The 23192-nt window shown below is 71.3% G+C and carries 18 protein-coding genes; 3 read left to right on the top strand and 15 right to left on the bottom strand.

From position 1 onward, the window contains the following. Nucleotides 1–208: 208 nt before the first annotated feature. The 13 genes from SGLAU_RS20820 to SGLAU_RS20760 all read right to left on the bottom strand — a co-directional run bounded on the left by SGLAU_RS20820 (nucleotide 209) and on the right by SGLAU_RS20760 (nucleotide 15583). Nucleotides 209–1486, bottom strand: coding sequence for a thymidine phosphorylase (locus SGLAU_RS20820; RefSeq protein WP_043503581.1), 1278 nt, complete (start codon nucleotides 1484–1486; stop codon nucleotides 209–211). Nucleotides 1487–1580: 94 nt separating this feature from the next. Continuing rightward, nucleotides 1581–1970 (bottom strand): cytidine deaminase, encoded by a 390-nt coding sequence (locus SGLAU_RS20815; protein ID WP_043503580.1) that lies wholly within the window; start codon nucleotides 1968–1970, stop codon nucleotides 1581–1583. After that, the gene (locus SGLAU_RS20810; protein ID WP_043503579.1) at nucleotides 1967–3232 is read right to left on the bottom strand and encodes an ABC transporter permease; all 1266 of its coding nucleotides are present in this window, start codon (nucleotides 3230–3232) and stop codon (nucleotides 1967–1969) included. The genes SGLAU_RS20815 and SGLAU_RS20810 overlap by 4 nt, the downstream gene beginning before the upstream one ends. Continuing rightward, nucleotides 3229–4350 carry an ABC transporter permease gene (locus SGLAU_RS20805; protein WP_043503577.1) on the bottom strand — a complete coding sequence of 374 codons (1122 nt, stop codon included), beginning with the start codon at nucleotides 4348–4350 and terminating at the stop codon, nucleotides 3229–3231. The genes SGLAU_RS20810 and SGLAU_RS20805 overlap by 4 nt, the downstream gene beginning before the upstream one ends. Next, nucleotides 4350–5963 carry an ABC transporter ATP-binding protein gene (locus SGLAU_RS20800; RefSeq protein ID WP_052413841.1) on the bottom strand — a complete coding sequence of 538 codons (1614 nt, stop codon included), beginning with the start codon at nucleotides 5961–5963 and terminating at the stop codon, nucleotides 4350–4352. Before SGLAU_RS20800 ends, SGLAU_RS20805 begins: the two co-directional genes overlap by 1 nt. A gap of 163 nt (nucleotides 5964–6126) precedes the next feature. Continuing rightward, nucleotides 6127–7173 carry a BMP family lipoprotein gene (locus tag SGLAU_RS20795; RefSeq protein WP_043503574.1) on the bottom strand — a complete coding sequence of 349 codons (1047 nt, stop codon included), beginning with the start codon at nucleotides 7171–7173 and terminating at the stop codon, nucleotides 6127–6129. Between the two features lie 298 nt (nucleotides 7174–7471). Continuing rightward, nucleotides 7472–8524, bottom strand: a complete 1053-nt coding sequence (locus tag SGLAU_RS20790; RefSeq protein WP_043503573.1) for a BMP family lipoprotein — start codon at nucleotides 8522–8524, stop codon at nucleotides 7472–7474. A 436-nt stretch (nucleotides 8525–8960) separates the two neighbouring features. Beyond that, on the bottom strand, nucleotides 8961–10196 hold the full coding sequence (locus SGLAU_RS20785; RefSeq protein WP_043503571.1) for a M20 family metallopeptidase: 1236 nt from the start codon (nucleotides 10194–10196) through the stop codon (nucleotides 8961–8963). Between the two features lie 246 nt (nucleotides 10197–10442). Further along, on the bottom strand, nucleotides 10443–10784 hold the full coding sequence (locus SGLAU_RS20780; protein ID WP_043503570.1) for a DUF1330 domain-containing protein: 342 nt from the start codon (nucleotides 10782–10784) through the stop codon (nucleotides 10443–10445). A 92-nt stretch (nucleotides 10785–10876) separates the two neighbouring features. Next, nucleotides 10877–11962: a hypothetical protein gene (locus SGLAU_RS20775; protein WP_043503568.1), complete on the bottom strand. Its 1086-nt coding sequence runs from the start codon at nucleotides 11960–11962 to the stop codon at nucleotides 10877–10879. A gap of 44 nt (nucleotides 11963–12006) precedes the next feature. After that, nucleotides 12007–12945 carry an N-acetylneuraminate synthase family protein gene (locus tag SGLAU_RS20770; protein ID WP_043503567.1) on the bottom strand — a complete coding sequence of 313 codons (939 nt, stop codon included), beginning with the start codon at nucleotides 12943–12945 and terminating at the stop codon, nucleotides 12007–12009. A 14-nt stretch (nucleotides 12946–12959) separates the two neighbouring features. Continuing rightward, complete coding sequence (locus SGLAU_RS20765; RefSeq protein ID WP_043503565.1) at nucleotides 12960–14207, bottom strand: N-acylneuraminate cytidylyltransferase; 1248 nt, start codon at nucleotides 14205–14207, stop codon at nucleotides 12960–12962. A gap of 32 nt (nucleotides 14208–14239) precedes the next feature. Next, the gene (locus SGLAU_RS20760) at nucleotides 14240–15583 is read right to left on the bottom strand and encodes a DUF6716 putative glycosyltransferase (RefSeq protein ID WP_043503564.1); all 1344 of its coding nucleotides are present in this window, start codon (nucleotides 15581–15583) and stop codon (nucleotides 14240–14242) included. Between the two features lie 198 nt (nucleotides 15584–15781). On the opposite strand from SGLAU_RS20760, the gene SGLAU_RS20755 reads away from it, so the two are divergent. The 3 genes from SGLAU_RS20755 (at nucleotide 15782) to SGLAU_RS20745 (ending at nucleotide 19199) form a co-directional block, all read left to right on the top strand. After that, nucleotides 15782–16768, top strand: a complete 987-nt coding sequence (locus tag SGLAU_RS20755; protein WP_043503563.1) for a glycosyltransferase family 2 protein — start codon at nucleotides 15782–15784, stop codon at nucleotides 16766–16768. Then, nucleotides 16768–18108, top strand: coding sequence for an alpha-2,8-polysialyltransferase family protein (locus tag SGLAU_RS20750; RefSeq protein ID WP_043503560.1), 1341 nt, complete (start codon nucleotides 16768–16770; stop codon nucleotides 18106–18108). Before SGLAU_RS20755 ends, SGLAU_RS20750 begins: the two co-directional genes overlap by 1 nt. A 122-nt stretch (nucleotides 18109–18230) precedes the next feature. Continuing rightward, nucleotides 18231–19199 carry a hypothetical protein gene (locus SGLAU_RS20745; protein ID WP_043503558.1) on the top strand — a complete coding sequence of 323 codons (969 nt, stop codon included), beginning with the start codon at nucleotides 18231–18233 and terminating at the stop codon, nucleotides 19197–19199. 36 nt (nucleotides 19200–19235) lie between these two features. On the opposite strand, the gene SGLAU_RS20740 is transcribed toward SGLAU_RS20745, so the two are convergent. After that, nucleotides 19236–21569, bottom strand: a complete 2334-nt coding sequence (locus SGLAU_RS20740; protein WP_043503555.1) for a glycosyltransferase — start codon at nucleotides 21567–21569, stop codon at nucleotides 19236–19238. Beyond that, a complete protein-coding gene (locus SGLAU_RS20735; RefSeq protein ID WP_043503553.1) occupies nucleotides 21566–23074 on the bottom strand; it encodes a glycosyltransferase family 29 protein in 1509 nt (502 codons plus the stop codon). Before SGLAU_RS20735 ends, SGLAU_RS20740 begins: the two co-directional genes overlap by 4 nt. Between the last annotated feature and the right edge of the window lie 118 nt (nucleotides 23075–23192).

Genomic DNA, 23192 nt, shown 5'->3' with positions numbered 1-23192 from the left:
GCGACGCATGCGGAAGTGGGGACGGACCTTGGACACTGGTCCGGGATGACCTGCTCATGATCTTCTTCCCCTTGCAGGTCATCTACTTGGGTGGAGCGACTTCGTGTCGCACTGGCGGTCTCCTATCGGTGCGTCACCGATCCCAGCATGCCGAACGGGACCGGTGGTGGTCCACCGGTCCCGTTCACCCGTACGAGGAAACCGCAGGTCAGGCGATACGTTCCAGCACCACCGGGGACGGGGTGAAGTCCGTGCCGGGGGCGGCGATGTCGAAGGAGCCGCGGACCGCCTCCAGGGCGTACTCGAAGCGCTCCGGGGTGTCCGTGTGGAGGGTCAGGAGGGGCTGGCCCTCGGTGACCGTGTCGCCCGGCTTGGCGTGCATCTCGACGCCCGCCGCCGCCTGCACCGGGTCCTCCTTGCGGGCGCGGCCCGCGCCGAGGCGCCAGGCGGCGATGCCGATGTCGTAGGCGTCGAGGCGGGTCAGGACGCCGGCGGACGGGGCCTTGACGACGTGCTGTTCGCGGGAGGTCGGCAGGGGCGCGTCCGGGTCGCCGCCCTGGGCCGCGATCATCCGGCGCCAGACGTCCATCGCCGAGCCGTCGGCCAGGGCCTTCGCCGGGTCGGCGTCCTTCACCCCCGCCGCGTCGAGCATCTCGCGGGCCAGGGCGATGGTCAGCTCCACGACGTCCGCGGGGCCGCCGCCGGCCAGGACCTCGACCGACTCGCGGACCTCCAGGGCGTTGCCCGCGGTGAGGCCGAGCGGGGTGGACATGTCGGTCAGGAGGGCGACCGTCCTCACGCCGCTGTCCGTGCCGAGACCCACCATGGTGGAGGCCAGCTCGCGCGCGTCCTCGATCGTCTTCATGAAGGCGCCGGAGCCGACCTTCACGTCCAGGACCAGGGAGCCGGTGCCCTCGGCGATCTTCTTCGACATGATCGAGGAGGCGATGAGCGGGATCGCCTCGACCGTGCCGGTGACGTCGCGCAGGGCGTAGAGCTTCTTGTCCGCGGGGGCCAGGCCGTCGCCCGCCGCGCAGATCACCGCGCCCGTGGTGTCCAGGACGTGCAGCATCTCCTCGTTGGAGAGCAGGGCCCGCCAGCCGGGGATCGACTCCAGCTTGTCGAGGGTGCCGCCGGTGTGGCCGAGGCCGCGGCCCGAGAGCTGCGGGACGGCCGCGCCACAGGCCGCGACCAGGGGCGCCAGCGGCAGGGTGATCTTGTCGCCGACGCCGCCCGTCGAGTGCTTGTCGGCGGTCGGGCGGGACAGCGAGGAGAAGTCCATGCGCTCGCCGGACGCGATCATCGCGGCGGTCCAGCGGGCGATCTCCCGGCGGTTCATGCCGTTGAGCAGGATCGCCATGGCGAGCGCGGACATCTGCTCGTCGGCGACCTCCCCGCGGGTGTACGCGTCGATGACCCAGTCGATCTGCTCGTCGCTGAGCTCACCGCGGTCCCGCTTGGTGCGGATGACGGAGATGACGTCCATGCCTGGCTTTCCTTCCGGTGGGATGGGACGTGTCCGGGAAGTGCGCGGCCCCTCTGATCGGGGGTCGGGTCAGAGGGGCCGCGGCGGAGGGGGATTACTTGGTGAGGTGGTCCGGGCCGAAGGCCTGGGGCAGCATCTGCGAGAGGCGGAGGATTCCGGCCGGGGTCTCCAGCAGGAGGTCGGGGCCGCCGAACTCGTACAGCAGCTGCCGGCACCGGCCGCACGGGACCAGGATGTCGCCGTTGCCGTCGACGCAGGTGAAGTGGGTCAGCCGGCCGCCGCCGGTGCGCTGCAGCTCGGAGACGAGGCCGCACTCGGCGCACAGGCCGATGCCGTAGGAGGCGTTCTCCACGTTGCAGCCGGAGACCGTGCGGCCGTCGTCGACGAGGGCGGCGACACCGACCGGGTAGCCCGAGTACGGGGCGTAGGCGTGGGACATGGCCTCCCGTGCCAGCTCCCGCAGGGCCTCCCAGTCGACGGTCACTTGCCCTGTCCCTTCCGGTACGGCAGTCCGTCCGCCTTCGGCATCCGCAGCCGCTGCGCCGACAGCGCGAGCACGACCAGCGTGATGACGTACGGCGTGGCGGAGACGACCTGGTTGGGGACCTCGTTGGTGCCGGCGTACCAGGCGAAGACGAGAGCGCCGACCACCAGGGTGATCACGGCGTGCACGTACTTCTTGCGGACCGCCAGCCAGATCGCGCCGACGACCAGCAGGATCGCGCCGAGCAGCAGCAGCGCGTGGACGTTCTCGGAGCCACCGCGCAGGTTGAGGCTGTCGGTGTAGCCGAACAGTCCGGCGCCGAGGGCGAGGCCGCCCGGCATCCAGTTGCCGAAGATCATCGCCGCGAGGCCGATGAAGCCGCGGCCGGAGACCTGGCCCTCCAGGTAGAAGGGGTTGGCCACGATGGAGAGGAAGGCGCCGCCGAGGCCGGCCAGGCCGCCGGAGATGATCACCGCGAGGTACTTGTACTTGTAGACGTTCACGCCGAGGGACTCGGCCGCGACCGGGTTCTCGCCGCAGGAGCGCAGCCGCAGGCCGAACGCGGTACGCCACAGGATCCACCAGGTGGCGGGGACCAGGGCGACGGCGATCAGGGTCAGCCAGGACACGTTGGTGACCAGGCCGCCGAGCAGGCCGGCGATGTCGGAGATCAGGAACCAGCCCTTGTCGTTGAGGTCCCTGAGGCCGTCGGACAGGCCCGGCACGGTGAAGTGGCCGAGGGGCTCGACCGCCGGGGACTGCTTGGCGGAGCCGCCCTGGTGGCCCACGAAGGCGAGGGGGGCCAGGTAGCGGGTGGCGCCGAGGGCGAGGATGTTGATCGCCACACCGGAGACGATGTGGTTCACGTTGAAGGTGACGGTGACGAAGGCGTGCAGCAGGCCGCCGAGGCAGCCGCCGATGATGCCGACCAGGACACCGGTCCACGGGCCCCACTGGAAGCCGGCCCAGGCACCGAACCAGGTGCCGAGGATCATCATGCCTTCGAGGCCGATGTTCACCACGCCCGCGCGCTCGGCCCACAGGCCGCCCAGACCGGCGAGGCCGATCGGCACGGCGAGCTGGAGCGCGGTGGACATCTGGCTGACGTTGGTGATGCCGTCGGCGCCGGTGATGATCCGGACGAGGGAGGTCAGCGCCAGGGCTCCGGCGATGACCAGGAGGAGGACGGGCCACGACATCCGGCGGCCGGTCGGCGCCGCGGGCTGGAGGGTGGGCTGGTTGACGTCGGTCGCGGTGGTCATCGGCCTGCCGCCTCCTTCGTGTTGTTGTCGGCGCCGAGGACGTGACCGGCGGCCAGTTCCGCGCCGACCCGGCGCTGCTGGCGGCGCAGGCCCCACTCGCGGACGGCCTCGTAGGAGACGACGACCGAGAGGACGATCAGGCCCTGCATGATGACCGCGATCTCCTTGTCGTAGCCGTAGAAGTCCAGCTCGGGCGAGGCCTTGTCGAGCCAGGCCCACAGCAGGGCGGCGAAGGCGATGCCGATGGGGCTGTTGCGGCCGAGCAGGGCGATGCCGATGCCGAGGAAGCCGATGCCGGTGGGGAAGTTCAGGCTGTACGTGTGGGTGTCGCCCATGAGGATGGGCAGACCGGCGAGGCCGGCGAGGCCGCCGGAGATCAGCATCGCGGTGAGGACCATGCGCTTGGGGTCGACGCCGCTGGCCGCCGCGGCGCTCTCGGAGGCGCCGGAGGCGCGCAGGTCGAAGCCGAAGCGGGTGCGGTTGAGGACGATCCAGTAGCCGATGCCGAGGAGGACGGCGAGGACGACCAGGCCGTAGACCTCGCCGGACTTGCCGAGGTCGATGCCGGGGATCCAGCCGGACTCGTACATCTCGCCGGTGGTGTTGTTGTTGCCGACCTTGACGCCGAAGACGTCCGGCAGCCACAGGTAGGCGATGACGGAGGTGGCGATGGCGTTGAGCATGATCGTCGCCACCACCTCGCTGACGCCCCGGGTGACCTTCAGGACACCGGCGATGCCGGACCAGAAGGCGCCGGTGAGGATCGCGGTGAGCAGCAGCAGCGGCACCTGGACGGCGGCCGGCAGGTCGGCGTGCGCGCCGACGATGGCGGCCATCATGGCGGCGAGCTGGTACTGGCCGTCGACACCGATGTTGAACAGGTTCATCCGGAAGCCGATGGCCACCGCGAGGGCCGCGATGTAGTACAGCGTGGCCTGGTTGATGATCCGGACCTGGATGTCCGAGAAGCCGAGCTGCTCGAACATCACGGAGAACGGCTCGACCGGGTTCTTGCCGGAGGCGATCAGCACGATGGCGCTGAGCGCGAAGGCCACGGCGAGCGCGATGACCGGTCCGGCCACCGCGAGGAGCACGCGCTCCTTGTCGAACTTCTTCATCAGCGGGCCTCGTCTTCCGGAGACTCGGGGGCCTTGCCGGTCTCGGGGGTCTCTTCGTGTTCCAGGTGGCCGGTGGCGGCACCGGTCATGGCCGAGCCCAGTTCCTCCGGGGTGATCGTGGCCGGGTCGGCGTCCGCGACCAGCTTGCCGTTGTAGATCACCCGCAGGGTGTCGGACAGGCCGATCAGCTCGTCCAGGTCGGCGGAGATCAGCAGCACGGCCAGGCCCTCGCGGCGGGCCTCGCGGATGTGGTCCCAGATCGCGGCCTGCGCGCCGACGTCCACACCGCGGGTGGGGTGGGCGGCGATCAGGAACTTCGGGTCGTGGCTCATCTCGCGGCCGACGATCAGCTTCTGCTGGTTGCCGCCGGAGAGGGAGGCCGCGGTGACGTCGATGCCGGGGGTGCGGACGTCGTACTTCGTCACGATCCGGCGGGTGTCGTCCTGGGCCGCCTTCGGGTCCAGCCAGAAGCCCTTGGCGTTGGGCTTCTCGGTGACGTGGCCGAGGATGCGGTTCTCCCAGAGGGGGGCCTCCAGGAGCAGGCCGTGGCGGTGGCGGTCCTCGGGGATGTAGCCGATGCCCTGCTCGCGGCGCCTGCGGGTGGCCCAGGCGGTGATCTCCTCGCCCTCCAGGGCGATGGTGCCGGAGTCGGCGTGGCGCAGGCCGATCAGCGCGTCGACCAGCTCGGTCTGGCCGTTGCCCTCGACGCCGGCGATGCCCAGGACCTCGCCCGCGTGGATGGTGAAGGTGATGTCGTCCAGGACCGCCTTGCCACCGGGGGCGACCAGGCGCAGCTTGTCGACGGTGAGCACCGGGCGGTCGGTGACCGTGGACTCGGCGGTCTCCGGGGTGGGCAGCTCGCTGCCGACCATCATCTCGGCGAGCTGGCGCGGGGTGGTCTCGGCGGGGACGGCCGTGCCGACCGTCGTGCCGCGCCGGATGACGGTGATGTCGTCGGCGACCGAGAGGACCTCGCCCAGCTTGTGGGAGATGAAGATGACGGACAGGCCCTCGGCCTTCAGCTCGCGCAGGTTGGCGAAGAGCGCGTCGACCTCCTGCGGCACGAGCACGGCGGTCGGCTCGTCCAGGATCAGGGTGCGGGCGCCGCGGTAGAGGACCTTGAGGATCTCCACGCGCTGGCGGGCGGCGACGCCCAGCTCCTCGACGAGGAGGTCGGGGCGCACGTCGAGGCCGTAGCGCTCGGAGATCTCCTTGATCTTGCGGCGGGCCTTGCCGCCGATGCCGTACAGCTTCTCGCTGCCCAGCACCACGTTCTCCAGCACGGTCAGGTTGTCGGCCAGCATGAAGTGCTGGTGGACCATGCCGATGCCGCGGGCGATGGCGTCGGCCGGGGACGAGAAGGAGACCTGCTCGCCGTCGACGGCGATGGTGCCCTCGTCCGGCTTCTGCATGCCGTAGAGGATCTTCATCAGCGTCGACTTGCCGGCGCCGTTCTCGCCGACGAGGGCGTGGACGGTGCCCTTGCGGACGGTGAGGTGGATGTCGTGGTTGGCCACGACTCCGGGGAATCGCTTGGTGATCCCGGCGAGTTCGACGGCGGTCGCCTGACCGTTGACCGCCGCTCCGGCCGGAGGGCTGCTGGACGCGTTGATGGCGCACTCTCCTGGGGACGGGGGTCGTCTACGCGCGTAGCGCCCCTACGGCATACAAAGGGGCCGACGCACCGCGACGACGGGGTACGGGGAGCCGGACTCCCCGTACCCCGTCGAGCGGACGTAACCCCGTGGTTACACGCTGCTCAGGGTGTTGCGGAGATCAGCTGCTCTTGACCTTGATCTCGCCGCTGATGATCTTCTCCTTGGCGGTTTCGACGGCTTTCTGGACGTCGGCGTCGTCCGCGAACTTCGGGTTGGAGTTCGACAGGCTCACCTCGCCGGACTTCAGATCGCCACGAACGATACCGGTCTGCGGCTTGCCGTCCTCGACGGACTTCGCCAGGTTGTAGACCGCCTTGGCGACGTCCTTCATCGCCGAGGTGAGGATGAAGTCCTTGTACTTGGCGAGGGCTTCCTGCTTGTACTGGTCGGAGTCGACACCGATCGCCCACACCTTGTTGGCGGCGGCGGCCTCGATCACGCCCTGGCCGGACAGGCCGGCGGCCGCGTAGACGACGTCCGCCTTCTTCTCGATCTGGCCCTCGGCGGCCGTCTTGCCCTTGTCCGGGCTGGAGAAGCCGCCCTCCTCGGCCGTCTGGGTCAGGTACTGCGAGAGCACCTTGGCCTTGGGGTTGGTGTCCTTGACGCCCTGCTCGAAGCCCGCCTGGAACTTGTGGATCAGCGGGATGTCCACACCGCCGACGAAGCCGACGACGTTGCTCTTGGTGCTCTTGGCGGCGGCGACACCGGCCAGGTACGAGGCCTCCTCCTCGGAGAAGACCAGGTCGGCGACGTTCTTCGCCTGGACCGTGGAGTCGTCGACGATGCCGAAGGTGGTGTCCGGGTACTTCTCCGCGGCGCCCTTGACGGCGGCGGCGTACGCGTAGCCGACACCCACGACCGGGTTGTAGCCCTGCTTGGCCAGCGACTCCAGGCGCTGCTGCTTGTCGGCGTCCGTCTCGCCCTCGGTGGGCTCGATGTCGGCCGTCTCGTAACCGAACTCCTTCTTCGCCTGCTCCAGGCCCGCGTACGCGGCGTCGTTGAAGGACTGGTCGCCCTTGCCGCCCACGTCGTAGGCGATGGCGAGACCCTTGTCGCTGTCGGAGGACGAGCCGCCCTCGGTCGAGGTGCCGCCACAGGCGGACAGGGCGAGGGCGAGGGAGGCGGTCGCTGCGCCTGCGACCGCGATGCGGGAAACCCGGCGCATGGTGTGGTGCTCCTGTCGTACAAAGCGCCGCGAGAGGTTCAGCATCGGCGCTGGCTTCGCCGCAGATTAACGCGCGTAGACCTGCCTGAAAACCCCTTCTGTCCACCTTGTTATCCGCCCGTGGCCAACGCCACCGGCCGCCCGGCCGCAGGCTTGCCGACCGCAAACGAGGGGTGGCGGTGGGTGACCTGCGCGGGAGACGACGAAGCGGGCGGGGCGCATGAGGCGCCCGCCCGCTTCGAGCCGGTACGGCCGGGTTCGCCCGTTCAGGTGGGCGGTACGGCCGTGACGTGTGCCGTTACTCCGTCCGGACCTTGATCCGGCCGCCGGTGATGCCCTCCTTGGCCTTCTCCACCGCGTCCTTCAGGCCGGCGATCTTGGCGTACTGCGGGTTGCTCTCCGACAGTCCGACACCGTTCACCTTCAGGTCGAAGGTCTGCGTGCCGGCCAGCGGCTTGCCGTCCTCCACCGACTTGGCGAGGGCGTAGACCGCGCCGCCGACGTCCTTCAGGGCCGAGGTGAGGATGTACTCCTTGTACGCGGCGAGGGCTTCCTGCTTGTACTGGTCGGAGTCGACGCCGATCGCGAAGACCTTCGCCTTCGCGGCGGCCTCGATCACGCCCTGGCCGGACAGGCCTGCCGCCTGGTAGACGACGTCCGCCTTCTTCTCGATCTGGCCCTCGGCGGCGGCCTTGCCCTTGTCCGGGCTGGAGAAGCCGCCCTCCTCGGCCGTCTGGGTCAGGTACTGCGAGAGGACCTTGACCTTGCCACCGCTGGTGTCCTCGACACCCTGCTTGTAGCCGGCCTCGAACTTGTGGATCAGCGGGATGTCCACACCGCCCACGAAACCGACGGTGTTCGTCTTCGTGGCCTTCGCGGCGGCCACGCCGGCCAGGTAGGAGGCCTGCTCCTCGGCGAAGACCAGGGAGGCGACGTTGTCGCCCTCGACGACCGAGTCCACGATGCCGAAGGTCGTGTCCGGGTAGTCCTTGGCCACGGCCTCCATCGCCGGGCCGTAGGCGAAGCCCACGCCGATCACCGGGTTGTAGCCCTGCTTGGCGAGCGACGCCAGGCGCTGCTCCTTGTCGGCGTCCGTCTCACCCTCGGTGGGCTCGATGTCGGCGGTCTCGTAACCGAACTCGTCCTTGGCCTTCTGCAGGCCGGCGAACGCGGCGTCGTTGAAGGACTGGTCGCCCTTGCCGCCGATGTCGTACGCGATGGCGAGGCCGAGGTTCTTGTCGTCGCCGTCGCCGTTGCCGGCGTCGCTGCTGGTACTACCGCAGGCCGTGGCGGCGAGCGCGAGCGACGCGACCCCCACCGCGACGCGGGTCAGGCTGGAAATCCGACGCATCTGAGGTTCCCCATTCTTCAAAGCTGCTTCGCAGTGGGTGCTCGGTTTCGGCGCACATTAACGCGCGTAGAAACTCCAGGGAACGGGGTTCCGCGTGGCTGTTATCCATTCGTGCCGGTGGTCGGTTACGTACCGGTTAACCGCCGTACCGGAGGGTGCGGTGTGGGCGCTGCCCCGGCTCGGGTGCGGGGGCGTGGGCGGGTGCGTGGTTCCGGTGGGGCGCGTCCGGCGCCGGCGGCTGGCCGTCCGCCTCAGCCGGGGACGGCAGTGACGCCGCGTCGGCCACCGCCGCCGCGACTGCCACCGCCCTCGGCTTCGCCGCCGTCCCCGGGTGGCCGTCCGGCCGTGCGCACGGTCTCTGCCGCCGGCGGCGGCCGAGACCGTACGGCGCCCCCGGCGCCCGCCGGCGAGGGGTGGTCGTCGGCGGCGGGGCCGGTCAGGTGCCGGTGTTGAGGAGTGCCGCCGCCGTGAAGAGTTCCACGCCGACCGTGATGGCGTGCTCGTCGACGTCGAAGTCGCCCTGGTGCAGGTCACGGACGGTGCGCTCGCCGGGGGTGCGCACGCCCAGGCGGGCCATGGCGCCGGGGACGTGTTCCAGGTACCACGAGAAGTCCTCGCCGCCGAGGCTCTGCTCGGTGCCCTCGACGGAGTGCAGGCCGCGGCGGACGGTCATGGCGTCGCGGAGGAGTTCGGTCACGTCCGGGTCGTTGACGACGGGCGGGACGCCCCGGACGTAGTTGATCTCGGACTTGGCCCGGTGCAGCCCGGCGACCTCGTCGATCGCGGCGTGCACGATGTCCGGGGCGAGCCGCCAGGCCTCCAGGTCGAGGCAGCGGACGGTGCCGGACAGCTCGGCGTGCTGGGGGATGACGTTCGGGGCGTGGCCGGATTCGATGCGGCCCCAGGTGACCGAGAGGCCGCTGCGCGCGTCGACGCGCCGGGCGACGATGGCCGGGACGTCGGTGACGACCCGGGCCGCGGCGGTGACCAGGTCGGTCGTCAGGTGCGGGCGGGCGGTGTGGCCGCCGGGGCCGTCGAGGGCGATCTCCAGCCGGTCGCAGGCGGACGTGATGGGCCCCTGCCGCAGCCCGATGCGTCCGGCGTCGACCCGGGGGTCGCAGTGCACGGCGATGATCCGGGCCACGCCCTCCAGGACGCCGCCGTTCTCGATGGCGTCGGCGGCACCGCCGGGCAGGACCTCCTCGGCGGGCTGGAAGAGCAGCCGGACGGGGCGCGGCAGCAGGCCCTGCCGGTGCAGGTCGGCGAGGACCAGGCCGGCGCCGAGGACCACCGTGGTGTGGACGTCGTGGCCACAGGCGTGGCAGCGGTCGGGCACGGTGGAGCGGTAGGCGCACTCGGTCTTGGCGTCGGGGATGGGCAGCGCGTCGATGTCGGCGCGCATGGCGAGCATCTCGGGGCCGCCGCTCCACTCGCCGCCGTCGGCGCCGATGTCACAGACGAGTCCGGTGCCGTTCGGGAGCACCCGGGGCTTGAGGCCGGCGCGCTCCAGCCGGGTCTTGATCGCCTTGGTCGTGCGGAACTCCTGGAAGCCCAGCTCGGGGTGCATGTGCAGGTCCCGGCGGAACGCGACGAGTTCCGCGCGCAGCGGCTCCGGCAGGGTGCCGGGGAGCATCGCTTCCTCGGAGAGATCGGCCTCGGACTCCAGTGACATCAGTTGCTTCACCCTCTGAAGGGTAGGACGCCCGGGCGGCCGCCTGTCCCGAGATCAACAAAAGTTCCACCCCTTAGGGGAAGAAAATCCTGGCCGCCGAGCGAGTAGGTATCGGTCGGGGTGGGTAAACTCGCGCGGCTCGGCGACCCGTGCCGGGCCTCCGGGCCGGTGCAAGTCCCACCCACCTCTCCACGGATACCACGCCCTCCCCCACCCACGCTTATCCGTTCGTCTGCCGGAACACGACTACGGCAGCTCCGCGCGCAGCTTCTCCGCCCGCGCGGCGGGGTCGTAGTCCGGTCCGACACCGTCGGCCAGGACGACGTCGCCCTGGATGTGGTCGGTGCGCAGCCGGAGGATCGCCTGGTAGGCCGGGGAGGCGTACCAGGCGCGGGCCGTGTCGAGGTCCGGGAACTCGATCAGCACCACGCTGCCGGGCCAGCTGCCCTCCAGCACCTCCGCCGGCGGGCCGTGGAGGACGAAACGGCCCCGGAACGGGTCGAGGGTGTCCTGGATGCGGCGCAGGTACTCCAGGACGTCCGGGTGGTGCCGGCGGCTGCGCAGATGGGCGAGACCGTAGGCGGGCACGGGCGCCTCCTTCGTCCGAACGGGTGGTCGGGCCGAACGTAACCGGGGAGCCGCGGCACCGCGATTACCCCGGAGGTAAGCGGCCCTCCGCCCTACCCGGCCCGTATCGCCGACAGCCGGTGCACGTCGCGGGCCGTGCCGGTGACGCCGTCCAGAAAGCCCTGGGCACGCGGGGAGGCGGTGCGGGTGAGCCAGGCGGGGTCGATGTCGCAGACCGCGACCCGGACCTCGGTGCCGGCGAGGGCGAGCGGCAGGGTGTGGACGACCGTGGAGGGAAAGCTGAGGACCGTACGGCCGATCGGGCCCCTGCGGGCGGTCAGCTCCAGCGGGAGGTCGGGGCGGACCACCTCCAGTCCGGTCTCCACGGCCAGCCGGTGGAGTTTCTCGGCGCTCTCGCGGCGGTGGGCGAAGTAGCGCAGGGCGCCGTGGGTGCGGGCGAGGGCGTGCACGGCGGCCAGGTAGCGGTCGCCGTCGACGACGCCGGTCTCCACGAGGGAGGTGCCCACCATGTCGGCGCCCCGGGTGAGGCGGGGCGGGCCGAAGCGGGCCCGGGTCCAGGAGAAGTCGTTGGCGCGGACGGTCACGCCGCCCGGGGCCTCCTCGATGGGCATGGAGGAGAAGATCTCCACCCGGCGGTCCCCGGCCGGGGTGAGGCGGCGGCGGGCCGAGGAGGAGACCGGGGCGAGGACGAGGTCGCGCGGGCCGCGGCGGGTGCCCTTGCGGTGCCAGCGGACCAGGCGTTCGCCGCGGGCCAGCTGGGTGACGAACTCCATCGTGGCCGTTCCGTCGTCGACGACGACCAGGTCACGGGCGCGGGTGATGGTCAGCAGCAGCTGGACGTAGCGGGAGAAGGGGTCCCCCATGACGATCCGCCGGGCGCGGCGCAGCGGCCCGGTGAGGGCGCCGACCGTCTGGAAGGGGGCCAGCGCGCCGCCGCGCGCCTCCTCCCAGCGGACCTGGTGGCCCTCCCGCCGGGCCAGCTCGGACATCCGGCGGAGCTGGCCGCGGGTCATGGGGTCGACGGGCGACAGGACCACCAGGGTGAGCCCCGCGCCGGGTGCGTGGGCGTGCGCCCACTCCAGCACGTTCAGCAGCTGTACCGGGCTCTCGACGAAGGCGAGGGTGTCGGGAGCGTGCGGACCGGCGGTGTGGCCGGTTCTCCCGGCGCGGGGGCTCATCGGCGTACGACCGTCCCGTCGTAAGGGGTGGCAGGGGTGGCGGGTCAGACGGTCACCGGCTCGCCCGCCGCCGCGGCGATCTCCGCCTCGGCGATCACGCCGGTGACGCGGCGCAGCTTCTTCATCGGGGCCAGTTCGGAGTCGTACACCTTCTTCACGCCGTCGCCGAGGGAGGCCTCGATGGTGCGGATGTCGCGGACCAGGCGCTGGAGGCCCTGGGGCTCGACGGAGGCGGCCTGGTCGGAGCCCCACATGGCGCGGTCGAGGGTGATGTGGCGCTCGACGAAGACGGCGCCGAGGGCGACGGCCGCGAGGGTGGTCTGCAGGCCGGTCTCGTGGCCGGAGTAGCCGATCGGGACGTTCGGGTACTCCTTCTCCAGCGTGTTGATCACGCGGAGGTTCAGCTCCTCGGCCTTGGCCGGGTAGGTGGAGGTGGCGTGGCAGAGCAGGATGTTGTCGCTGCCCAGGACCTCGACGGCGTGGCGGATCTGCTTCGGGGTGGACATGCCGGTGGAGAGGATGACCGTGCGGCCGGTGGCGCGCAGCTCGCGCAGCAGCTCGTCGTCGGTGAGGGAGGCGGAGGCCACCTTGTGGGCGGGGACGTCGAACTTCTCCAGGAAGGCGACGGCCTCGGTGTCCCACGGGGAGGCGAACCAGTCGATGTTCCGGGCCTTGCAGTACTCGTCGATCTGCCGGTACTCGTCCTCGCCGAACTCCACGCGGTGGCGGTAGTCGATGTAGGTCATCCGGCCCCAGGGGGTGTCGCGCTCGATGTCCCACTGGTCGCGCGGGGTGCAGATCTCCGGCGTGCGCTTCTGGAACTTGACCGCGTCGCAGCCGGCCTCGGCGGCGGCGTCGATCAGCTTGAAGGCGTTGTCGAGGTCGCCGTTGTGGTTGATGCCGATCTCGCCGGTGATGTAGACGGGGCGGCCGGGGCCGACCTCGCGGGAGCCGAGGGTGCGCAGGCGGGAGTTGGTGCTCATGGCAGGAACGTTCCTTACTTCGTGAGGGGGGCGGGAGAGTCGAGAGAGGGTCCGAGGATCCAGCCGGCGATCTCTCGGATCGCGCCGTCGCCACCGGGGAGGGTGGTGACCGCGCGTGCGGCGCCGCGTACGACGTCGTGGGCGCTCGCGACCGCGACCGGCCAGCCGACGAGCGAGAAGCAGCCCAGATCGTTGACGTCGTTGCCGACGTAGAGCACGCGCTCCGGCGCGATGCCCTGTTCCTCGCACCACTGCTTGAGCGCGAGGTCCTTGCGGTCGATGCCGTGCAGCACCGGGAGCCTCAGCTTCCGGGCGCGGGCGGCGACGACCGGGTTCTGTTCCGTGGACAGGATCAGCAGTTCGAGGCCCGCCTTGCGCAGGGCCGCGATGCCGAGTCCGTCGCCGCGGTGCACGGAGACGAACTCCCGTCCGTCGGAGTCGATCAGCACCCGGTCGTCGGTCTGGGTGCCGTCGAAGTCGAGGACGACCGCGTCGATGTCGGCGGCGGTCGGGAGGGCGCCGGGCCGCTCCGCGTCGAGAAGCGGGGCGAGGGCGCGGGCCCGGGCGAGGTCGTGCGGGTCGTCGATCTCCAGCACGCGCGCGGGGTCGGTGCGCACGAGTTCCGTGCGGCCGAAGAAGCGGTGCTGGTGCTTGCGGAAGCCGGGCGCGTCCATGGCGTAGGCGGCGCCCGTCTCCAGCAGGTCCTGGGGGCGGTCCTGGCGGCGGGGGCGGTGGGACTTGTCGTGGTTGACGCCGTGGCCGCCGTCCTCCCGCGCGCCCGTGCCGTCGCCGTCCCGCCAGACGAAGCCGTGGAAGGGCGCCACGGTGACGGCGGTGTCCGCGCCGTTCTCCACGACCGCCGCGGCGACCCCGTCGACGTCCTCGCGGGTCAGGAAGGGGCTGGTGCACTGGACGAGCAGCACCACGTCGACCGGGGCGCCGTGCAGCGCCTCGTGGGTGTCCATGGCGTGCAGGACGGCCGCCTCGGAGGTCGCGGTGTCGCCGGCGAGGTCGGCGGGGCGCAGCACGACCTCGGCGCCGGCCGCGCGGGCGGCGGCGGCGATGGCCTGGTCGTCCGTGGAGACCACGACGTCGGTGACGAGCCGGCCGGCCCGGCAGGCGCGGACCGCGCGGGCGACCAGCGGGATGCCGCCGACCGGGGCGAGGTTCTTCGCGGGCACGCCCTTGGAGCCGCCGCGCGCGGGGATCACCGCGAGCACCCGGCGCACGGTGGCGCCCTGGCCCGTCTGCGGGTGGGACATGGGTTCTGCTCCTCGGGGTGGTGTCGCGCGGTTCACAGCTCGCCCATCCGGCGGATGACGGGGGCCACGCGCTGGACGCCGTGCCGGTAGGCGCCGCGTGCCGCCCGGCGCACGATCTGCCGGACCGGGCCGGGCTCCCTGTCGTGGGCGGGGGCGCCGGGCAGCGGGGTGCCGTCGGGGCCGAGGTGGTGGCGGGCGAGGATGCCCGGCAGGTAGCCGGGGGCGGTCGCGGGGGTGTAGTAGGGGGTGAGCGGCGGCAGCGCGGCGCCGGCGAGCAGCCCGGCGATGCGTTCACGGGCCGCGTCGAAGGCGGTTCGGTACGAGCCGTCCGCCCGGACGCCCTGCCGGGCCACCCACTCCCCGTCCGGCTCCGGCCGGTGCCCCGCGTCGAGCTGGTCCCAGGAGGCGAGGCAGCCGGATCCCACGAAGTGGTGGTTGCCGAGCACCTCGCGCACGCCGAGGTCGGTGAGGACGGCGGTGGGGATCCGGCGGTGCAGGGACTCCAGGGCGGCGGTGGAGCTGACCGTGACCAGCAGGTCGGTGCGGTCCAGGACCTCGCCCATGTGGCCGTAGACGAGCCGGAGGTTGGGCGGCAGGTCGAGGCGCTGGGCGAGCTTCTGGTAGGGCAGTTCCTCGATGTGGGTGGTGTGTTCGCCGGGCTTGGAGCGGAGTTTGAGCAGCACCTCGCGTTCGGGGTGCAGCCGGGCGTGCCGGACGAGCCGGTCGAGCAGGTAGGCGCGGTCCTTGCGGTTGTCCGGGACGGACGGCTGGGCGGCGAAGACGACCGTGCAGGGGTCGTGTCCGCCGGTGTACGGGGTTCCGCCGAGGAACGGGAGTGCCACCTCGGTCACGGCGGAGGAGTCGGCGCCGACCCCGTCGTACACGGCCCTGAAGCGTTCGGCGTCCTGGCGGGAGTTGGCGAGGACGAGGTCCGCGCCGTGCCGCAGCAGCAGTCCGTCGGCGAGCTTCTCGTAGACGACGCCGACGTAGCCGGTGACGACGACGGGCCGGGCGGGCCGGTCCTCCCAGACCCGCTTCAGCCCGTGCAGCATCGCCTGCACGCCGCCGCCGACCAGGGCGAGGACGAGCACGTCGTAGGGCTCCCGCGCCATGGTGTGCAGGAACTCGACGGCCGTGACCTCGCGCAGGGAGTCGGCGCGCACGCCCACCTCGGCGAGCTGGCGCGGGGTGGGGGTGGACCGGCCGCGCAGCAGGAAGCCGTCCAGGACGGATGCGGCTCGGGGCCCCTGCGCGGGGGCGGTCTCCGTGGTCGGGCCCGGGACGATGCGGTCCGCGGTCAGCGCACCCCATTTCCAGCGGGTGTCGGAGTCCGCGAGTACGGCGACGCGTGGGGGCTTCGTTGTACGTGGTGGCACGCCGAAGACGCTAGGAAGCGATATCGAGTTATGGCCCAACCGGGACTCAACAAAAAGTTAACAGCGCGCCACCGGGAGCCGAACCGGCCCGCCCCGGGCCGGAAGGTATGCGGCATGCACTGTTCCGACATATGGAGTTCACCCGGTGTACCGGCGGCGGAAAGTTCCGCAGCCGGGCCGCCTCCTAGGATTTCTCGGGTGCCAAAGCTTTCCGTGATCGTGCCGTTCTACAACGTTCAGCAATACGCCCCGGACAACCTCAGGAGTCTTCGCGCGAATGCCCGTGCCGACTTCGAGTTCATCCTGGTCGACGACAAATCGAAGGATGAGACACCGGCCATTCTGGAACGCGCGGCGGAGGACCTTTCCGAGGTCGCGCGGGTGCGTCTGATCCACCGGGAGGAGAACGGCGGCCTCGCCACCGCGCGCAACACTGGGCTCGACGCGGCGACCGGCGAGTACGTGGCCTTCCTGGACGGCGACGACTGGCTCGCGCCCGGCTATCTGAGCGAGCTGGTCGCGGCCGCCGAGGAGCTGGGCTGCGACTTCGTGCGCACCGACCACGTGCAGGCCACCGCGCGGGCCCGCTCCGTGCACCGGGTGCCGGTCGGGCTGCGCGGGGAGGTGCTGGACCCGCGCGGGGCGATCCTCCCCGCCGACCGCTCCACCTCGGTGGACTACCCCTACGCGTGGGCCGGTGTCTTCCACCGGCGGCTGCTGGAGCGGGGGCTGCTGCACTTCACCGACGGGCTGCGCACCGCCGAGGACCGGCCGTGGATCTGGAAGCTGCACCGGGAGGCGGAGTCGTTCGCCGTGGTGGGCCTGCTCGGCGTCTTCTACCGGCGCGGTGTCGCCGGTTCCCTCACCCAGATCGGTGATGTCCGCCAGCTCGACTTCATTCGCGCCTTCGACCAGGTGATAGGTGAGACCGCGGCGGACCGGGACGCGGACCGGCTGCTGCCGAAGGCGGTGCGCACCTACTGCGCGATCATCGCCCACCACCTGTCGGAGATCGACAAGTTCGAGCCGCAGGTGGCCAAGCGGCTGCGCGCGATGAGCGCGGCCGCGGTCAGGCGGATGCCGCAGGACGCGCTCGGCGACGTGCTCGACACCATGGACCTGCGCCGGGCCGCCACGCTGCGGCGGCTGCGGCGCCGGGTCACCACAGCGAAGGCGGCCGCCTGATGTCCCGGACCACCCGGATCTTCTGCGTCTCCACCCTGTACGGCGCGGCCACCCTGGCCGCCGCGATCGAGTCGGACTGCTTCGGCCCCGCGGACCGCCGGATCCTGCTGGTGTTCAACAACGCCCTGACCCCGGAGACCACTCCGGCGGTCGACGGGATGCCCGGCTTCGAGCAGTTGCGTGAGCACTTCGACGACGTGGTGTCGTTCAACGAGGCGATCAGCCCGTTCCACCCGGGCGCCTGGCAGCCCCGCCCGGACGACCTGCCGCTGTTCGAGCGCTATCTGCGGCTGCGGTGGGGGCTGGGCGAGGACCGGGTGGCGCTGGTCCTGGAGTCGATCCAGGTCAGCCCGGCGCTCACGGTGGCGCAGATCTTCACCGGCGCCCCGATCGACGTGTACGCCGACGGCCTGATGAGCTACGGCCCGACCCGCAACAAGCTCGATCCGCTGGTCGGCACCCGGGTGCGGCGGCTGCTCCACCTGGATCTGGTGCCGGGCCTGGAACCGCTGCTGCTGACCGAGTTCGGCGTGCCCGCGCAGGTGGTGCCGACGCAGGCGTTCCTGAAGGTGCTGAGCCGGCTCACCGGCACCGTGCCGGAGCTGCCGGGGGTGCCGTCGGGCGCGGCGCTGCTGCTCGGACAGTACCTGTCCGCGCTGAAGATCCTCTCCCCCGAGGAGGAGGAGGACCTGCATGTGCGGATGCTGCGCGGCGCGGTGGCGCGCGGACACCGGACGGTCGTCTTCAAGCCGCACCCGACGGCCCCGGCGAGCTACGGCCGCGCGCTGGAGACCGAGGCCGGGCGGCTGGGCGTGGCGCTGACCGTGCTGGACACGCCGGTGCTGGCGGAGGTGCTGTTCGAGAGGGCGGCGCCGGCGCTGGTGGTGGGCTGTTTCTCGACCGCGCTGTTCACGGCCGCCACGTTCTACGGCCTGCCGGTGGCCCGGATCGGCACCGAGCGGCTGCTGGACCGGCTCACGCCGTACCAGAACAGCAACCGGGTGCCGGTGACGCTGGCCGACGCGCTGCTGCCGCCGCTGGCGGGCGAGCCGGGCGGGCCGGCCGGCGAGCTGCTGACGGGGCTGGTCACGGCCGTCGGCTTCACCATGCAGCCGCAGATCCAGGCGGGGCTGCGGCCGGCGGCGGAACGGTTCCTCGCGGCGCACTACGGGCCGGACGTGCAGCGGTACTTCAAGCGCAGGCGGCTCACCTCGCTGGGTCTGCCGGGCGGTATCCCGCAGCGGCTGTCGTTCCTGCCGGACAACGCGGCCGCGCGGCGGATGGTGCGCCGGGCGCGGGCCCTGAGGAAGGCCGTACGCCGCCAAGCGAATCAGAGGTGAACGACGGGTCAAGGGGTGGGAAACAACGGCGAACAGCCGGTTTACTCCCTTGATTCCATGGTGAGACGGCGTGCCTGTCCCTAGGATCGGGACGCCGTCCCACCGATCCCCGTGAGGCTCTCATGACCCAGCTCGGCCGGCTCTACCCGATGCTCGACACCGTCACGCTGCCGGACAACCTGCCCTACACCCAGGTGAGCACCTGGGAGCTGCAGTTCCTGTACCTGGTCGGCCGCCACGTCCTCACGGGAGACGACCGGATCGTCGAACTGGGCTCGGGCGGCGGCGGATCGACGTACGCACTCGCGCTCGGACTGCACGAGTCGCCGGTGTTCGACGAGAAGACGGGACGGCTGCACGCCTACGACTTCTTCCGCGTCGGCAAGGGCACCTTCGCCACCGAGAAGTTCTTCACCGGCGGGACCAAGCCCGCGGGCGACAACTCCTTCCTGAACGACTTCAAGAGCCGCCTGCTGCCGTTCCTGCCGTTCCTGGAGATCCACGCGGGCGACCTGTGGCAGACCTCCGACCCGGACGACCACTCCCCCGTCGAGTTCCTGCACATCGACATAGCCAAGACGGCCCGGGTCTTCCGCTGTGTCGCCGAGCGGTTCCTCACCCGGCTGCGGCCCGGATCCGTCGTGCTGCACCAGGACTTCGCCGGACCGCGGCTGCCCTGGCTGCACTACAGCACCGGCGCGCTGCTGCCGTACATCGAGATCGCCGGGCCGCCCGTCCGCTCCACCCTCGCCTTCGAGGTGACCCGGCCGATCCCCGAGGAGGTGCTGACCGCCGTCGCCGAGGACTCCTTCCCCTACGAGCGGAAACTGGAGCTGATCTCGGCCGTGCAGGAGCGGATCGACCGCGACCACACCGGCGGCATCCCGTTCAAGTCGGTGCTGGAGCTGGCCAAGGCGTACGTCGCCCACTACGACGGCCGGCACCGGCAGGCCTGGTCGATCGCGCGCAGGCTGACCGGTGACGAGTACCTCGCCCGCACCCGCGCCGACCACTTCACACAGCTGCGGACGGCGTACGACAAGGAGGGCTCGCCACTGGCGAAGCTGGTGCGCCGCGCCGTCGGACGCTGAGCCGGGCCCCCGTCGGCGCGGGGGCCCGGCCCCGGGTCAGCTCCCCAGGACGGTCCGCAGCTCCGCCGCGTTCGCCTGGGTGATCCTCCACAGCTCCTGCTGACGGCCGTGCACGTCCGCCACCGTCTTCGCGTGGTCGGCGAGCAGCTCGCGGGAGCGCTCCACCAGGACCGCCGCCAGGTTGCGGTCGTGGACGGAGACGCCCCACTCGGGGCGCTCGATGTCGCGCAGGAAGTACGCCATCTTCGGGTGCGAGATCAGGCTGATGATGGGCGTGCCGCAGCCGAACGGGATCATTCCCGCGTGGCCGCGCATGCCGATGACCAGCTTGGTGCGCGCGTACAGCTCGCGGATCGCGTCGTTGCCGAAGTCGTACATCGGGATGACCGGCAGCGAGATGCCGTGCTCGCGCCGCAGGTCGAAGGCGATCCGCTCGTCGTCCAGCGAGTGGGCCACGCACTGCACCTCGGCCAGCTCGCCGAGCTCCCGCACCGCCTGCGCCATCTGGGCCAGGAAGTAGCCGTAGTCGTGGCCGAAGCGCAGGCCCGCGCGGTCGTAGGCGGCGTTGATCAGGATGGTGTCGTCGCGGGTCACCGGGTCCCGCCAGTCCGCGACGAGCTGCCGGGTGACCGTGGTCGGGCAGGGCTGGAAGCGCACCTTGTCGTGCAGATGGGCCGGGAGCATCGCGCGGACCTTCTCGATCGAGCCGTGGTTGCGCAGCCCGAAGAAGGCGGACCTCTCCACCAGCTTGCGCAGCGACTCGCGGAACCGGACGGCGCGGTAGGACTGGCCGTCGAAGGCGTTGAAGCCGACGGCGTACACCGCGATCGGCACCTCGATGCGTTCCAGCAGCTCGTCCGGGACGTTCCACTGCCAGGCGCTGTTGCCGTTGGGCATGGTGTCCGGGATGAACAGGCCGCCGCCGCCGATGACCAGGCCGCGCCGGGCGTTGACCCGTTCCAGGGCCGCCTCGTCGAACAGCCGGTGGGCGTGCACCGAGAGCCAGCGGCGGCCGGTGGTGTCCGGGTCGAAGGCGAGCCGGACGGACTCCGGGAGCAGCTTGTCGCCCGCGTTGCCCTGCCGGTCCATGTAGAACGCGACGTGCGCGAGCTGCTGGTCGGGGCTGCCCTGCGCCTGCTCGGGCATGGAGAGGGTGCGCTGGTGCCAGATGCGGGCGGCCCGGTGCGTGGGGTCGACGGTGAGGCCCTGGAGGGCGTACTTCCGCGCGGTGGCGTCGTCGCCGTGCACCCAGGCGATCTGGGCGAGCCGGGCGAAGGCGGTGGCGGCCCGGTTGGGCGCGGCGGTGGCCAGCAGCAGCTGGGCGCGGGCCTCCTCGTAGCGGGAGACGCTCATCAGGGCGTGCCCGTACACCTCGTGCGGCCAGGCCTCGTCCACGGGGATGTGGACGCGCTCCATGATGTCGACGGCGGCCTGGTAGTCGCCGTTGCCGATGTGAGCGAGGGCGACCTTGCGGGCGGTGTCGACGTCGCCGGTGCGCTCCACGTGCGGGGTGCCGAAGTGGACCAGCAGGTCGCGGTGCGGGGAGCCGCCGCGGGCGACGAACGCGGCCTGGAGGTCGGCGTCGCTCATCCGGTACTCGCGCCAGCGCTCCTGCGCCTGCTCGTAGCCGGACTCGCCGCCTTGCCAGGGCTTGTGCCGGCCGGTGAAGTGCAGGATCGCGGTGTCGTCGGGGACCGGGAGGTCACCGGACAGGCGCCGCTTGACGAAGTTGTACTTCGCGTCGAGGCGGACGAAGTCACCGTCGAGGAGGGCGTTCAGGATGCCCTGGTCGTGCTTGTCCAGCTCGTAGGCGCCGGAGCGGCCGATCTCGTCGATGCGGGCGCAGAACTCGTCGGTCAGGTACTCCTTCTGGATGACGAGCAGACCGCTGTTGAGCTTGTGCTGGCCGTAGAAGAACTGCGGTACGGCGGCCAGTCCCTCGCGCAGGGAGAGCAGTTCGGCGATCGAGCCGAGGACCACCATGTCGGTGTCCAGGGTGATCACGGTGTCGTAGTCGCGGATCCTGAAGACGTCGAGGATGAAGTACGCCTTGCGGACCAGGTAGTTGTCCTGGTCGCCCTTGACGTAGGAGTCGTAGTGGCCGGCGTCGACGCGGCGGAAGGTGACCCGCGGGTGCAGGGCGCGGATCCTGGCGACGGAGGCCGGGCGCAGGTCGTCGTGGAGGACGATGAAGTCCTCGCAGACGCCCGGGTTGGTCAGGGCGAGGGAGCGCAGCAGGGCGAGGAAGCCGGGCAGGTAGTTCTCGTCGACGAAGCTGGCGAAGGCGATCCGGCGCTTGCCGGTGAGGGCGCGGGCGTCGGTGGCCGGGGCCGCGGTGGCCGGGGCCGTGACGGCGGGTGCAGGGGTCATCGCAGGGAAATCCTCATGCCGGAGACGCTCTGGGCCCGTTCCATGACCCACGCCTTCTCGCTGGTGTATTCGTGCACGGACGTGATGGGCATCTTCATCGCCTCGGCGAGGCGGTAGGCGCCGGACTCGTAGAAGTCGAAGCCGATCAGGTCGAGGACCGGGCTGACGTCGAGGAAGTCGAGCAGGAAGAGCATGTTGAAGCCGGAGGTGGGGATCGACGGCCAGCGGTCGGTGCCCCACTTGCCGATGTTGCGCACCGGCCAGCGCAGCGACTCGTCGCCGAGGTACTGCTGGGCGCCCGGCACCAGCCGGTTGCGCAGGGAGTACTTCCAGTCGCCGGATATGCCGCCGAAGACCAGGCGGGTGTCGACGGGCTGGTCCCAGTTGAAGCCGTGCTTGTGGATGGTGGCGTGGATGTCGGTGCGCCGGCCGGTGTGCGCGGGGTCGATCCGGTACGAGTTGAAGCGGACCACCAGGTCGTAGCCGTCGATCTCGGCGCCCATGCCGCTCTCGCCGACCTTGCCGGAGTTGGCGATCAGGCAGACCGACTTGCCCGCGATCCGGTTGCGGAACTCGCCCAGGCCGATCCACTGCACCCCGCCGAAGAGCGGGTCGGGCAGCGGGCCGCGCATCCGGTTGCGGCGCTGCTCGGCGAAGAGCGCGATGATCTCGGTCAGTTCGGCGGTGGGGCGGGCCCGGGAACCGGTGCACAGGTCCAGGTAGTGGCTGAGCGCCTCCTGGAACTCCTGCTCCGGCGCCTCGGCGCGGTCCAGGGCGACCAGGGCGCCGACCAGCAGGGCCTGCGCCCGTTCCCCGTCGCCTTCGGCGTGCGCGGCGAGGCCGTCGGCCCACACGTCGGTCGCGGGGGAGCCGGCGTGCCGGGCGGCGTCGGGGACGGTGCGCCGGAGCAGGTCGAGGAGTTCGGCGCGGCGCTCGGTAGCGGTGCGCAGTCCGGCGACCTTGGCGCTCACCCCGAAGCCGTCCTCCTGGGTGAGGGCGAGGTAGCGCTCGTAGGCGTCGACGGCGGCGGCCGGGCGGCCCATCGCCTCCAGCAGCCGGCCGCGCAGCCGCCAGCCCGCGCGGGAGTTCCTGCGCTGGGTGAGCACGGTGTCGCTGATCAGCAGGGCCAGGTTCAGCTCGTCGTCGTAGCCGCAGTCCAGGGACTTGTTGCCGACCGCGAGGAGGTCGTCCAGCAGGTCGTTGCTCAGTCCGCCGCCCGCGGCCGGCCTGGCGCCCCGGCGGATCAGGCCGCCGGTGCCGCCCGCCGGGGCGGGCTGCGGCTGCTCCTGCGCCCACCGGGCGAGCAGCCTGCGCAGCTGTTCGGCCAGCGCGATCCGGCGGTTGTCGAGGCTGCCGACCAGCTTGCCGCTGTGCACGGCACAGGCCCGCAGGCAGTCCTCCAGCTCGGCCGGGGTGACCTGGGCGGTGGGTGGTCCGCCGTCCGTCGGCGCGGAGGCCGGATCCCCCGTCCGGGGACGTGACCATCTGCTGCGAACCCTTGTCATGGTGCTCCTGCTGGAAAAAGAAAGGCAAGGATCTGCCAAGGAAAATGGGGAAGGTTGGGGAACGCTAAGAAACCAAGAAGAAGCACAGGTGAACCGTTCGGGTCATGCAGGCAAATCG

The sequence above is a fragment of the Streptomyces glaucescens genome, from assembly GCF_000761215.1.
Lineage (GTDB): Bacteria > Actinomycetota > Actinomycetes > Streptomycetales > Streptomycetaceae > Streptomyces > Streptomyces glaucescens_B.
The sequence above is the reverse complement of the archived record's forward strand: the minus strand, read 5'-3'. Positions and strand labels throughout refer to the sequence as shown.